At 59.2% G+C, this 12,674-nt stretch carries 13 protein-coding genes and 1 pseudogene; 8 read left to right on the top strand and 6 right to left on the bottom strand.

All coding sequences use genetic code 11. From position 1 onward, the window contains the following. The first annotated feature begins 145 nt into the window (after nucleotides 1–145). A complete protein-coding gene (locus tag PY308_RS18110) occupies nucleotides 146–865 on the top strand; it encodes a GntR family transcriptional regulator (protein WP_275785342.1) in 720 nt (239 codons plus the stop codon). 3 nt (nucleotides 866–868) lie between these two features. After that, on the top strand, nucleotides 869–1,657 hold the full coding sequence (locus PY308_RS18115) for a pyrroline-5-carboxylate reductase (RefSeq protein ID WP_275785345.1): 789 nt from the start codon (nucleotides 869–871) through the stop codon (nucleotides 1,655–1,657). Nucleotides 1,658–1,682: 25 nt separating this feature from the next. On the opposite strand, the gene PY308_RS18120 is transcribed toward PY308_RS18115, so the two are convergent. Beyond that, the gene (locus PY308_RS18120) at nucleotides 1,683–2,231 is read right to left on the bottom strand and encodes a cupin domain-containing protein (protein WP_275785346.1); all 549 of its coding nucleotides are present in this window, start codon (nucleotides 2,229–2,231) and stop codon (nucleotides 1,683–1,685) included. Between the two features lie 139 nt (nucleotides 2,232–2,370). On the opposite strand from PY308_RS18120, the gene aptA reads away from it, so the two are divergent. The 3 genes and pseudogenes from aptA (at nucleotide 2,371) to PY308_RS18135 (ending at nucleotide 5,346) form a co-directional block, all read left to right on the top strand. Continuing rightward, nucleotides 2,371–3,705 carry an omega-aminotransferase AptA gene (gene aptA, locus PY308_RS18125; RefSeq protein WP_275785349.1) on the top strand — a complete coding sequence of 445 codons (1,335 nt, stop codon included), beginning with the start codon at nucleotides 2,371–2,373 and terminating at the stop codon, nucleotides 3,703–3,705. A 105-nt stretch (nucleotides 3,706–3,810) separates the two neighbouring features. Continuing rightward, nucleotides 3,811–4,014, top strand: a pseudogene (locus PY308_RS18130) (alanine racemase C-terminal domain-containing protein); the annotation flags it as partial. Between the two features lie 33 nt (nucleotides 4,015–4,047). Continuing rightward, the gene (locus PY308_RS18135; protein ID WP_275785352.1) at nucleotides 4,048–5,346 is read left to right on the top strand and encodes a D-amino acid dehydrogenase; all 1,299 of its coding nucleotides are present in this window, start codon (nucleotides 4,048–4,050) and stop codon (nucleotides 5,344–5,346) included. Between the two features lie 196 nt (nucleotides 5,347–5,542). Here the strand turns inward: PY308_RS18135 and PY308_RS18140 are convergent, their stop codons facing one another. The 3 genes from PY308_RS18140 to PY308_RS18150 form a co-directional block, all read right to left on the bottom strand. Beyond that, nucleotides 5,543–5,833 carry a DUF1330 domain-containing protein gene (locus tag PY308_RS18140; RefSeq protein WP_275785354.1) on the bottom strand — a complete coding sequence of 97 codons (291 nt, stop codon included), beginning with the start codon at nucleotides 5,831–5,833 and terminating at the stop codon, nucleotides 5,543–5,545. A gap of 228 nt (nucleotides 5,834–6,061) precedes the next feature. Next, nucleotides 6,062–6,487 (bottom strand): organic hydroperoxide resistance protein, encoded by a 426-nt coding sequence (locus tag PY308_RS18145; protein WP_275785357.1) that lies wholly within the window; start codon nucleotides 6,485–6,487, stop codon nucleotides 6,062–6,064. Nucleotides 6,488–6,500: 13 nt separating this feature from the next. Continuing rightward, nucleotides 6,501–7,379 (bottom strand): SDR family oxidoreductase, encoded by an 879-nt coding sequence (locus PY308_RS18150; protein WP_275785359.1) that lies wholly within the window; start codon nucleotides 7,377–7,379, stop codon nucleotides 6,501–6,503. A 127-nt stretch (nucleotides 7,380–7,506) separates the two neighbouring features. On the opposite strand from PY308_RS18150, the gene PY308_RS18155 reads away from it, so the two are divergent. Beyond that, nucleotides 7,507–8,130 carry a TetR/AcrR family transcriptional regulator gene (locus tag PY308_RS18155; RefSeq protein ID WP_275785362.1) on the top strand — a complete coding sequence of 208 codons (624 nt, stop codon included), beginning with the start codon at nucleotides 7,507–7,509 and terminating at the stop codon, nucleotides 8,128–8,130. A gap of 149 nt (nucleotides 8,131–8,279) precedes the next feature. On the opposite strand, the gene PY308_RS18160 is transcribed toward PY308_RS18155, so the two are convergent. After that, nucleotides 8,280–8,663, bottom strand: a complete 384-nt coding sequence (locus tag PY308_RS18160; protein WP_275785363.1) for a winged helix-turn-helix transcriptional regulator — start codon at nucleotides 8,661–8,663, stop codon at nucleotides 8,280–8,282. A gap of 367 nt (nucleotides 8,664–9,030) precedes the next feature. Here PY308_RS18160 and PY308_RS18165 point away from each other — a divergent pair, with 367 nt between their 5' ends. Together PY308_RS18165 and PY308_RS18170 are read left to right on the top strand one after the other, a co-directional pair. Further along, nucleotides 9,031–9,777, top strand: a complete 747-nt coding sequence (locus PY308_RS18165) for an NADPH-dependent F420 reductase (protein ID WP_275785364.1) — start codon at nucleotides 9,031–9,033, stop codon at nucleotides 9,775–9,777. A 71-nt stretch (nucleotides 9,778–9,848) separates the two neighbouring features. Continuing rightward, entirely contained in the window at nucleotides 9,849–11,171 is a 1,323-nt protein-coding gene (locus tag PY308_RS18170) for an NtaA/DmoA family FMN-dependent monooxygenase (RefSeq protein ID WP_275785367.1), read from the top strand. Nucleotides 11,172–11,261: 90 nt separating this feature from the next. On the opposite strand, the gene PY308_RS18175 is transcribed toward PY308_RS18170, so the two are convergent. After that, nucleotides 11,262–12,425: a mandelate racemase/muconate lactonizing enzyme family protein gene (locus PY308_RS18175; protein ID WP_275785370.1), complete on the bottom strand. Its 1,164-nt coding sequence runs from the start codon at nucleotides 12,423–12,425 to the stop codon at nucleotides 11,262–11,264. Nucleotides 12,426–12,674 lie beyond the last annotated feature (249 nt).

The raw sequence follows: 12,674 nt of genomic DNA on the forward strand, positions 1-12,674 counted from the left end.
TGGCCGTTTCTATTGTTTATGTCGGCTTCGTGTCGACTGAATAAAATATGTCAACAGCGTGTCGACAAAGTCAAGCGGAAAAATTACATTGCTGTGACAGGGTTTTTCTGGCCCAATGCCACCCATGCAAAGGAAAGGGACCTAAGTGTCTGAAGAGACTGAAGTGAAAAGGGTGCGTGGAACCGGCTCGCGAAGCGTGTATGAGAGCCTGAGGAACGAGATTCTCTCGCTGGCTCTTCCACCGGGGCAGCTCCTTGACGAGACAACCTTGGCAGAGCGCTTCAACATGTCTCGCGCCCCGGTGCGAGAAGCGCTCATCCGGCTCGGGTCGGACGAATTGGTCGTGACACTCGCGAACCGCAGCACGATCGTCGCACCGATCGAGGTGGCGACGTTTCCCAAATACGTGGAAGCGCTCGATATCGCACAACGGATGAACACACGTCTGGCGGCGGCGCTACGGACAGATGCGGATCTCAAGGTCATTGCCAAACGCGACAAGGTGTTCGCGGCAGCAGTCATGACCGGAAATCACCTATCCATGTCGGAAGCCAACAAAGCGTTCCACATGGCGATCGCCTATGCCGGCAAGAACCAGTATCTCGCCTCCTTCTACGAGAAGCTTCTTTCGCAGGGCCAGCGCATGCTTCACTTGCATTTCGAGTACCTTGAGAGGACCCACGAGGGTTATCTTCTGACGGACGAACATAACCAGATGTTCGAGGCGATCCGCGATCGTAACATCGATTTGGCAGATGAGCTGGCGCATGCACACACAAGGCAGTTCCAGGACAATTTCATCAATTTCATGCGTGAGAACTACACGACCGACGTCACGCTCGGCTCGTTGCGGGCGGCGGAGTAAGCGGTGTCGAAGAAGACGATAGGGTTCGTCGGGACCGGCGCGATCACCGAAGCGATGGTACGCGGTCTTCTGGCCGAACCCGCCTATGTTTCAACGATCCATGTTTCTCCACGGAATGCGGAGATTGCGACAAGGCTCGCGGCCGATTTCAGCTCCGTCGTAATCGCACCGGACAACCAAGCCGTGATCGACAGCTCCGACATGGTATGTCTGGCGATACGTCCGCAGATCGCCGAGGATGTCATTCGAGCGCTGAAATTCCGGCCCGGCCAATCCGTACTCAGCGTGATCGCCGCGACCGATCGTGGCACCCTGCAGGCATGGATCCAGACGGACGTTCACCTTATCCAGGCCATTCCTTTGCCCTTCGTCGCGGACCGGCAGGGCGTCACGGCAATCTATCCTCCCGATGCTGAAGTGGCGGATCTCTTCGACACGCTTGGCCGGGCCGTTCAATGCGCTTCGAACAAGGAATACGATCTCCTCGCGGCGGCAAGCGCGCTGATGTCGACCTACTTCGGCTTCATGGCGTTCTCCGCAGGGTGGCTGGAGGCGAACGGCCTCGAAAGATCCAAGGGGCAGGTCTATCTGTCGACGCTGTTTCACAGTCTTGCCCAATGTGCCGATCGTCCGGACGTGCACTCGTTTGAGGAACTGAGCACGGGATTCGCGACCGTGGGCGGTCTGAACGAACAGGTTCTGTCGCACTTCGGTGAGAACGGCGGCGGCGAAGCTCTTAAGTCCGCGCTCGATTCAGTCCTTGCCCGCATCGAAGGCCGCAGTTCCCGCTAGCAGTGTCTCGACAGCGGTGGTGAAACTAGAATGTCGGGGGCGTGCAGGCGCTGATCACCTCGCATGGGACAGGCCCGACGCAGCGGAAGCGGTGCGGGCGGCGGCTTTCGAAATAGTAGGCGTCGCCTGGCCCAAGGATTCGACGCTCGTCATCGACGGTAACCTCCAGCCTTCCGGATAGCACGACGCCGCCCTCCTCCCCTTCATGGACGAGAGGCACCTTTCCGGTGTCTGTCCCTGGCTGGTAGCACTCCTTCAGGATCTGAAGGCTTCGTCCAAACATATTCTCTCCCACCTGGCGATAGGAGATACCACCCTTCCCGATTTCCACGAGTTCCTCTGCCGCGTAGAAAGCCTTTTTGGGCGTCTCCGGCTCAAGCGAGAAGAACTCCGCCAAGCCGATCGGAATGCCGTCAAGGATCCGTTTCAAGGCTCCGACGGAGGGATTGGTGCTGTTCGATTCGATCAGCGAGATCGTTGAGTTCGGCACGCCGGTTTTCTTGGCGAGCTCGCGTTGCGAGAGATTGTGGGCCGTCCGGACGTAACGCAGCCGGTTTCCGATATCGAAGGTCATGAGAGGGTGTTCGTGTTGTTCAACATAGCCAAAATTATACATCGAACCTATTATATTTCAATAGGTTACGAAGAGACAGAAAAGGGCTTGTTTCGACATCTGAAATGCCTGAAACAGGCCTCACGCGAAGGAGAGCAAGATGGATCAGATCAACATGAAGAACGAACCGGTACTGGATAACTTCTGGATGCCGTTTACCGCGAACCGCCAATTCAAGGCGGCGCCGCGTCTCCTCGCGTCGGCCGAGGGTATGTACTACACCGACGTGGACGGAAACCGGGTGTTGGACGGCACCGCGGGCCTGTGGTGCTGCAACGTCGGCCACGGGCGCAGGAAGATTTCCGAAGCGGTGGAGCGCCAGCTCACCACGCTGGACTTCGCCCCGACCTTCCAGATGGGCCACCCTATCGCCTTCGACTTCGCCGCAAAGCTCGCGAAGATCGCGCCAGGCGGGCCTGACAACCGGCTCGACCGGGTCTTCTTCACGGGCTCCGGATCAGAGTCCGTCGACACCGCCTTGAAGATCGCGATCGCCTATCAGCGCGCCATCGGCCAGGGAACCCGCACCCGCATCATCGGCCGTGAGAAGGGCTACCATGGCGTCGGCTTCGGTGGCATCTCCGTCGGCGGCCTGGTCAACAACCGCCGCATGTTCCCGCAGATTCCTGCCGACCACATGCGCCATGCGCTGGATGTCGAGCGCAACGCCTACTCCAAGGGCCTCCCCGCTCATGGCATCGAACTTGCCGATGACCTCGAACGCCTTGTGCAACTCCATGGTGCCGAGACGATCGCCGCCGTCATTGTCGAGCCGATGTCCGGTTCGGCAGGCGTCATTCTGCCTCCCAAGGGCTATCTCGACAAACTGCGCGCGACTGCCGACAAGCACGGCATCCTGCTCATCTTCGACGAAGTCATCACCGGCTTTGGCCGCCTTGGCACGCCGTTCGGCACGGACTATTTCGGCGTCGTTCCCGACCTCGTCACGACGGCCAAGGGCCTTACCAACGGCGCCATTCCGATGGGCGCAGTCTTCGCAGGCCGCAAGGTGTACGACGGACTGATGGTCGGCGCCGAAAACGCCATCGAACTGTTCCATGGCTACACCTACTCGGGACACCCGGTTGCCTGCGCGGCGGGCATTGCCACCTTGGAGATCTACGAGGAGGAAGGCCTTCTCACCCGCGCCGCCGAACTCGCCGACCATTGGCAGGAGGCGCTTCACTCGCTGAAGGGCTCCCCGCATGTCGTCGACATCAGAAACCTGGGCCTCGTCGGCGCCATCGAACTGGCCCCGCGGGACGGCGCTGCGGGAACGCGCGCTTACGACGTCTTCGTCGACTGCTTCAAGAAGGGCCTGCTGATCCGCGTGACCGGCGACATCATCGCCCTCTCGCCGCCGTTGATCATCGAGAAATCCCAGATCGACGACATCGTTTCCACGATCAGCGAAGCGCTCAAGCGGGCAGTGTAACATTCCGTGCGGGTCGACTATCGGCCCGCACCACCACCTATCCGGAAATGAATTGTTTGCCTTGCAGGGCTATGAGTATTTGCGCTGCGGACACATCCCGACAGAAGGATGCCGATCGTTGGCCGCGTCTCGATAGACAGCATCACGATCGACGTCATTGCCTTGGCACTTGGCAGCGTCCGTCCCGGCAGCCTTATAGACGTCCTCGGACCGAATCAGACGTTGGAAGACACCGCTCGCGATGCCGGGACAATTCCCGACGAAATCCTGACTGGCCTCGGCCACCGCTACCACCGCCAATATCGCTGACGGCCGGAAGAGCCGCTTGTAATCGAGGGTAACATGAAAGTCGCAGTTCTCGGCGCCGGCATCATCGGCGTCACGTCCGCATATCAGCTTGCCAAGGCAGGTCACGACGTTGTCGTCGTCGATCGCCAGCCCGGCCCGGCTCTGGAGACGAGCTTTGCCAATGCAGGCGAGGTTTCATTCGGCTATTGCTCGCCTTGGGCGGCGCCTGGCATACCTCAGAAGGCTCTGAAGTGGATCTTCATGGAGCACGCTCCACTGATCCTTCGTCCGAAGTTCGATGCCGCCATGCTCTCATGGATGCTGAAGATGCTGTCGAACTGCACCTACGAAAAATACGCTCTCAACAAGAGCCGCATGCTCCGCCTCTCGGACTACAGTCGCGCCGCCTTGACGGAACTGCGTGAGGAAACCGGAATCGCATACGACGAACGCATGCGGGGGACCTTGCAACTTTTCAGGAACCAGCAGCAGCTCGACGCCTCCGCAAAGGACGTGACCGCACTGGCCGCCGATGGGATTCCTTACGAGGTTCTCGATCGCGACGAATGCATTCGCTACGAACCCGCTTTGGCACACGTCCGCGAGAAGATCGTCGGAGGGCTTCTCACTCCGGAGGACGAGACTGGCGACTGCTTCAAGTTCGCCAATGCACTTGAGAAGAAGGCGGCCGATCTCGGCGTTCGGTTTTCCTACGGCACGCCGATAAGGGGCGTGGATGTGGAGTCCGGTCGTGTTCGGGGCGTCGTGACCGGCAGCGGTCGCATCTCCGTCGATGCTGTCGTCGTCGCGCAGGGAAGCTATTCGCCGCTGCTCCTGAAGCCTCACGGCATCAATCTCCCGGTCTATCCAGTCAAGGGATATTCCTTGACGATACCGATCGACGATCCTTCCAGATCACCTGAATCGACCGTGATGGACGAGACCTACAAGATCGCCATCACGCGTCTCGGCGACCGCATCCGAGTTGGGGGAATGGCAGAGATTTCCGGCTACAACAACGATCTTCGTGCGGCACGCAGGAAAACCCTTGAGCATTCCGTCACCAATCTGTTTCCTGGCGGCGACGTTTCGAAGGCAAGCTTCTGGTCCGGCCTGCGCCCCATGACGCCGGACGGCACCCCAGTCATTGGTCCCACGAAGATCAACGGACTTTATCTAAACACGGGCCACGGAACTCTAGGCTGGACCATGAGCACCGGATCTGCGCGGGTACTGTCAGATTTGGTCAGCGGCCGTCTACCTGAGATCGACGCCGCCGGACTTGCAATAAGCCGCTATGGCGGTTCGGCAAGCACCACGATCACCGAAAGAGAGCTGGCCCGGGAAACCTGAACAGTTTCGGGCGTTTTGACTTGTCTGCGGTTTCTTCCCAACCTTGAAAAGGAGGGTCTGGAGTGGACGGGATGGCGAGATTCCCTTCGAAAGAGCTACAGTCATTCTTCGGAGAGTATCTTGTTTCATGGCCAGGCACCCGCCCAGAAAGCCGAGACTATTTGATGACGTTTACGGGATGGGAAGCGACGCAAACCTAGTCGATCCCGCCTATGACGAAGGACCGATAGTCCGCCCCGAGAAACCGGTGTTTCGCGGCAGCTTGGTATCCGGGACTGTCGTAAAAGGCGCGTGCCGCCTCCATAGTGGGAAAACTGACCATCACCACACCGTCGGGAGCTGCCCCCTCCAGAACGTCCTGAGGGCCGTGGGCGGCGAGTACGGTTCCTCCCGACCCCCCCAGCAATGGCCTCAACATTTCCGCATAAGTCTGCAGTTCAGCTGCATCGCGGCTACGTTCTTGAATGAAAATGGCATAAGCGGTCATGTTAAATCTCCTTAAGAGTTCCGGACCCGGTCGGTTGCAATTGACGACCTTGCTTAAGACGGGTCGTTTGAAGGCTGCGCGGGCTTGTCGAGGTCGAAGACGATATCGATCGCAGGGCGGATTTCGAGCTACGCTAGCCGTTGACGGGGGATATGCGGGAGCCGGATCTGCAGGTCAGGGATCGACGGTCGTCGCCCTTTCCCGTCACATCCGCCTCCCGCATCGACATCAGATCGTCTTAACGGTGATGGCGACGTCGATATTGCCCCTTACCGCGTTCGAATAGGGGCACGTCGCATGGGCCGCCTGTACGATTTCCTCAGCCGTTGCCTGATCGAGACCGGTGATCGCGACGTCGAGCGCCACTGAAAGTGCAAAACCACCGCTGCCATTTGGCTGCAAACCCACTTCGGCCACGACCACGATGTCAGTATCCTTCACCCTGATCGCCTTGTTGCGGGTGACGTGGATCACCGCATTTTCGAAGCAGGCCGCATAGCCGGCCGCGAACAGTTGCTCGGGATTAGTCGCACCGCCCTTGCCGCCCATCGTCGTGGGCAGCGCCAGCGGAAGATCAAGAAGGCCGTCTTCGCTGCGGACGGTACCGCTGCGGCCACCGATCGCGGTAACTTTGGTGCTGTAGAGTGCGCTCATCCTCGGGCTCCTGTCACAGCATCTCTGACATGCCAAACGAGGTGAGCATCTCGTTCTGAATAGGGCGTACGGCCTCGTTCAGTCGATGGACACCGAAGTCCAGCCCTTCGGGCATGACGACCGTGCGCAATGGACGCCGCTCCGTAGCCTCGACCAGCTCCGCGATGGCATCGGCCACGCGCTGGGGCCGCGGGGGATTGGCCTCGTCCTGTCCATCATTGGCGTGCGCCTTGATCTGACCGGGGATCGCCGCGACCTCGCCGTAGGACGCAAGCACGGTCTGGTCGGATGGCTCCGGGCTCGACGAGATGAGGTTGCTCGGGAATGGCCCCGGCTCGACAATGACGGAGTCGATTCCGAAGCCCTTCAGTTCATACCGATAGGCTTCGGCAAGCCCCTCGAGCGCAAACTTGCTCGCGGAGTAGGTGCCGAAGAACGGAAAAACCACCCGACCCATCAGGGATGTCACGTGCACGAGGAGTCCGCTGCCGGCGGCACGCATATGCGGCAGAACAGCGCGGTCTGCCCGTACGGCGCCGAAGAAATTCACCGCAAATAGCCGTTCGATGTCTGCCACCGTGTAGGCTTCGGTGACCCCGACGGGCATAAGTCCGGCATTGTTGACCAGAACATCGATCTTTCCGTGCTGCTTGAAGACCTGGTCGATCGTGGAATTGACCGAGGCCTCGTCGGCGACGTCCATTTCAAGGACTTGCAGCTCATGGCCTTCGGCTTTCGATGAGTCGATAAGGTCCGTTCGGACCTTAGCATTTCTTCCCTCAACGTCCCGCATGGTCGCAACCACCGTATGGCCCCGCCTTGCGAGTTCCAGCACCGTGAGGTTTCCGAAACCACTGCTTGCGCCTGTGACAATAACGACTTTTCCGCTCATCTTCAGTTCTCTCTCTTTGAAATCCTTTGGCCGTAAACCGTCAATAGACAGACCTGTATGTATTTGCAATCCCGGAATTTACAGAATAGTCTGTCTATATGTCGGCCAATGATCTGAGGTGACGGAAATGCAGACGCGCAGCGTGCTTGAGTTTGTAGATGTGGATGGGCACTCGCTTGAAGCCCTCGCCCCGCGAGAGCGCATCTTAAAGACTGCTTCTGACCTGTTTTACCGGCTTAGCATCAACTCGGTCGGGATAGATCGGATCATCGCCGAGAGCGGCGTGGCGAAGATGACTTTTTACAAGCACTTCCCTTCGAAGGCCGCCCTCATCGCTACCTATCTGCGCCACAAGAGAGTCATCTGGTTCCAGATGCTCGCGACCGCGACCGAAAAGCCTGGCCTATCGCCACCTGAGCGGGTGCTCGCGATTTTCGACGCGATAGATGAACCGCTGCGCGCGCCTACTTTCCGCGGCTGTTCTTTCGCAAGAGGATTGGCGGAATTCGGACCCGAGGCAAACACCCCGGAGGTGCAGGCGACGATTGCCGAGTATTTCAAGGAACTGCATGAATTCGTTGCATCGCTCATTGAGCCGCTCGCTTTGAGTAACCCTGAGCGAACCATCATCCAGATCTTGTCGCTTCTCCAAGGCTCGTTTGTGATGGCGCAATCCATTCCTAACGGTGAAATTGTCGCGGCAAACCGCGATGCGGCCAGACTGCTATTGGAGCATTGGCTGTCCGACTGATTCCGTCAGGCAGGCGCCCCGATTGGCGCCTTCCCTCTCCGACCCAACAACTTTCGCACAGCCTGCAGAAAATCCTGGGGAGGCCAGGCAGCGCAATTCTCTCGTTCTGGCAATGCGCGATGCCCGGTTGCTGCAGCGGGATATGCCACTTACGCCGGATCCTGCGATACGGCAGCACGAGCATCACGTCGCATGAAAGCCCAGTCGATAAGTTCCGCCATAGACGGACCGAGCGCGATCCCCATCTCACTGAGTGCATATTCTACCCTTGGTGGAACCTGAGGGAACACGGTCCGCGTGATGATCCCGTCTTTTTCCAGCTCCTTGAGTTGCTGAATGAGCATCTTCTGGTTCACGCCCTCTACACGCTTCTCAAGTTCCGAGAACCTTAGCGGACCCTTTGCACCGAACAGCTGGCAGATAATGACAATTTTCCACTTGCCCTCAAGCACTTGCAATGCGTCCCTTGTCGCAGCTGCCCAGATCATTTGCTGTTTGGGATCGTCACAATGCCAGTCACGCTCTTTTGCCATACTTACCTCCAAGAGAGTTACCTACTTTTTGGTAGGTACTTGCTCAATTCTCTAGTTGTACCTATTCTTCGGAGCGACATCAACTGCAATGAGCAATGAAAGAACCTCATGAATGAAGACAACGGTATTCCGTGACCTCGCCTGCAAGGGCACATTCCGTGCCGAACGCTCACCTGAAAACCGGGAGCGATGAGCGAGCACTGTTGCTGCTGTTGATGATCGCGCCGGCAATCATTTCTGTGTGGGCGGGAAAAGCAGGCATGCGCTGGCGACGTTGGCGGCGAACCGATCTCCGATCGGCAAGGCAATCTTCAACGCCACGATCTTTGGCCGACAGCCCCACGATCTCAACAAAAAGGAGAATACAATGAAAATCGGTATCATCGGTGTCGGTAATATTGGCAAAACCATTGCACAGCGATTGAGCGCGGCAGGACACCACGTCAAGGTCGCCAACTCGCGCGGTCCTGAAACGATCGAGGCGGACGTCCTTTCTTCGGGTGCCCGCGCTGTCACGGTCCAAGACGCAGCCACGGACGTAGAAGCCTTGATACTTTCCATTCCGCTCAATCGCATTGGCGACATCGCCTCGCTGGTATCGTCTTTGCCGGCAGAGACGGTCGTCATAGACACGTCGAACTACTACCCGATGCGCGACGGCAAAATCGAGGAACTGGAACAGGGAAAAGTCGAAAGTGTCTGGGTCAGCGAACATCTGGGTCGCCCTATCGTGAAGGCGTGGAACGCGATCGGCACATACTCATTTGCTCACAAAAACAAACCTGAGGGCCACACTGACAGGATCGCTATTCCCGTGGCGGCCGACGATGACCGTGACCGCAAGGTCGGTATGGCCCTGGTCGAAGCAACCGGTTTCACGGCCTTCGATGCTGGCGCAATTTCAGAATCCTGGCGGCAACAACCCGGTTCGCCGGCATATTGCACCGACCTTACGCGCGACGAAATACCAGATGCCCTGGCTGCGGCTGAAAAGACCCGACTTCCGAAGCGACGCGACCTTGCCGCTGCTGCCTTCCAGGAAAGGCTCGAGAGCGGCCAGACGGGGCCGTTCGGAGATTATCTGGTCAACCTGAACCGGGCGATCTACCGGTAACGCTTGGAGGCCACAGCTTCCGCGGCGACCGCTGTGGCCTCTCCTGTCTTGCGACAACACTAGGGACAATCATGACCAGACAGATGATCATCGGCATGCTTTTCGGTAACGGCTATGGTTCGCAGCCGGGATCCTGGAGAATGCCGGGGGTCGATCCCCGGAACTACACGAACTTCGACAGCCAGGTGCGCTATGCCCAGTCGGCGGAACGGGGCAAGTTTCAGTTCCTGTTCATGCCGGACTTTCCGGCGCTGACCGGCAATGTCGAAACCGAAGCACCGATGATCAACATCGATCCGATGATAACGCTCGCGGCCGTCGCGCGCGGGACCGAACGGATCGGGTTGGTCGCGACCGGTTCGACCACATTCAACGAGCCTTATAACCTTGCACGGCAGTTCAAGGCTCTCGACCTGATGAGCCATGGCCGGGCGGGATGGAATGCGGTCCCTAGCAGCGATCCGGCGATCGCCGCCAATTATGGTCGCAATCTTCCGCCCCGTAGCGAAAAGTATCAGCGGTTGCACGAGTCGATCCAGATCGTTCAGGCCCTCTGGGGTAGCTGGGAACAGGGAGCATGGCTGCACGACGCCGCGTCGGGGCGTTTCGCGGATGCTTCGAGGATACGGCCAATCAATCTTCAGGGAAACTACGTTGGTTCCAGCGGTCCGCTGCCGCTGCCGCCATCCGAACAGGGTCAGCCGGTCATCTTCCAGGCGGGCGGCGGCGATCAGGGACTGGAGGTCGCGGCCCGTTATGCAAGCGGCGTGATCGGGGCGGTCTACACCATCCAGGCGGCCCGTGCCCAGCGCATGGCGCTCCGCAACGCTGCGGAACGTGTTGGTCGCGATCCTGACGAGATAAAGTTTTTCCCCGGCCTCATGACGACGATCACGCCCGACAGACGAAGCGGGCTTGATCGCCGGATTACGGTCAGCGGGGAAACCTTCCCGCAGCGCGTAGAATATCTCGGGCAGATGTTGGGATTGCAGCTAGACGCGGCACGGCTCGACGAGCCGCTGTCAACGGCTCAACTTGTGACTGCTCGCCCTTCACCGCGCGATCCCCGGTCGGCCCGTGCCCTCGACATCGCTCGGGAGGGCTGGAGCCTGCGGGATATTCTGGCGCATGGCGTGATCGACTACCACCCGGTCATCGCCGGCCCGGCGGTCGAAGCTGCCGACCATATGCAGACCTGGTTCGAGGCGGGTGCGGCCGATGGCTTCTGGCTGTCGCCCGACGTCTACGAGGACGGTATCGATGCGCTCGTCGATCAGGTGGTCCCTCTCCTGCAGGAACGCGGACTATTTCATCACGACTACTCGGGAACGACCCTGCGCGACCATCTCGGCGCCCCGCCCCGGTACGGGCTTGATACGCGTATCATGCTGTGAACGGAAAATAGGTGCGCGCCAGATCGCGCTGCGTATCAGTCTAAGAAAAAGCGTCGGGAGCTTCATGAACGCTCCCGACGCACGACACCACTACTCGGCGAGTTCACGCATGACCTTGATCAGGTCGGACTTGCCTTCGAAGCCGATGCCCGGCAGTTCCGGCATGGTGATGTGGCCGTCGATGACCTTCACGCCGTCCGGGAAGCCGCCATAGGGCTGGAACAGATCCGGATAGCTCTCGTTACCGCCCAGCCCGAGGCCAGCGGCGATGTTGAGCGACATCTGGTGACCGCCATGCGGGATGCAGCGCGACGGCGACCAGCCGAACTGGCGCAGCACGTCGAGCGTGCGAAGGTACTCGACGAGACCGTACGAAAGCGCGCAGTCGAACTGCAGGAAGTCACGGTCGGGCCGCATGCCGCCGTGGCGCAGCAGGTTGCGGGCATCCTGGTGGGAGAAGAGGTTTTCGCCGGTCGCCATCGGGCCATCGTAGAATTCGGAGATCGCCGCCTGCAGCGAATAGTCCAGCGGGTCGCCGATTTCCTCGTACCAGAAGAGCGGGTAGTCGCGGAGCATCTTGGCATAGGCGATGCCGGTCTCCAGATCGAAGCGACCGTTTGCATCCACTGCAAGCTTCGCCTGCGAGCCGATTTCCTCCAGGACGGATTCGATGCGGCCGCGGTCTTCGTCAATGGAGGCGCCGCCGATCTTCATTTTCACGACATTGTAGCCGCGGTCGAGATAGCCGCGCATTTCCTTGCGCAGCGCGCTGTTGTCCTTGCCTGGGTAGTAGTAGCCGCCGGCGGCATAGACGAAGACCTTCGGGTTGGCTTCCCGGCCCTTCATGTCGGCGAGATGGCGAAAGAGCGGCTTGCCCTCGATCTTGGCGACCGCATCCCAGATCGCCATGTCGATGGTGCCAACGGCGACCGACCGCTCGCCATGACCGCCGGGCTTTTCGTTCATCATCATTTTCGCCCAGATCTTGTGCGGGTCGAGATTTGTGCCGATGTCGTTGATCAGGTCTGCCGGATCGGCTTCGAGAATACGGTCCTTGAACCGTTCGCGGATAAGGCCACCCTGGCCATAACGACCGTTCGAGTTGAAGCCATAGCCGACGACGCGGCGACCGTCCCTGACGACATCGGTGACGACGGCGACGAGGCTGGCTGTCATCTTCGAGAAGTCGATATAGGCATTGCGGATGGGCGAAGCGATGGGCTTGGTGACTTCGCAGACGTCGACGATACGCATTTGGATCTCCCGTTCAGTTTTTAGGTAGGTAGCGAATGTGGCCTCTCTGCCGCACCTTCGTAGCGATCAGACGAGAGGACTAAAGCCTTGGTAGCCGGGGGTAGCCGCACATTCCAATGCTCTGACGATTTGTATTAGTGCCGTTTCGGCATGGCATCTCTCACAGTTCGACGAAATGGAATGAAGAATATGCGGCAGAAACAAGGGGAACTGACTGCACCGGCTCTATCCGGCTCCACAGCAATGATT

This window comes from Pararhizobium gei, from assembly GCF_029223885.1.
Lineage (GTDB): Bacteria > Pseudomonadota > Alphaproteobacteria > Rhizobiales > Rhizobiaceae > Pararhizobium > Pararhizobium gei.

Coding starts and splice junctions, on each gene's coding strand:
- PY308_RS18120 (WP_275785346.1), bottom strand. CDS start 2,231: ATGACCTTCGATATCGGAAACCGGCTGCGTTACGTCCGGACGGCCCAC.
- aptA (WP_275785349.1), top strand. CDS start 2,371: ATGGATCAGATCAACATGAAGAACGAACCGGTACTGGATAACTTCTGG.
- PY308_RS18135 (WP_275785352.1), top strand. CDS start 4,048: ATGAAAGTCGCAGTTCTCGGCGCCGGCATCATCGGCGTCACGTCCGCA.
- PY308_RS18140 (WP_275785354.1), bottom strand. CDS start 5,833: ATGACCGCTTATGCCATTTTCATTCAAGAACGTAGCCGCGATGCAGCT.
- PY308_RS18145 (WP_275785357.1), bottom strand. CDS start 6,487: ATGAGCGCACTCTACAGCACCAAAGTTACCGCGATCGGTGGCCGCAGC.
- PY308_RS18150 (WP_275785359.1), bottom strand. CDS start 7,379: ATGAGCGGAAAAGTCGTTATTGTCACAGGCGCAAGCAGTGGTTTCGGA.
- PY308_RS18155 (WP_275785362.1), top strand. CDS start 7,507: ATGCAGACGCGCAGCGTGCTTGAGTTTGTAGATGTGGATGGGCACTCG.
- PY308_RS18160 (WP_275785363.1), bottom strand. CDS start 8,663: ATGGCAAAAGAGCGTGACTGGCATTGTGACGATCCCAAACAGCAAATG.
- PY308_RS18165 (WP_275785364.1), top strand. CDS start 9,031: ATGAAAATCGGTATCATCGGTGTCGGTAATATTGGCAAAACCATTGCA.
- PY308_RS18170 (WP_275785367.1), top strand. CDS start 9,849: ATGACCAGACAGATGATCATCGGCATGCTTTTCGGTAACGGCTATGGT.
- PY308_RS18175 (WP_275785370.1), bottom strand. CDS start 12,425: ATGCGTATCGTCGACGTCTGCGAAGTCACCAAGCCCATCGCTTCGCCC.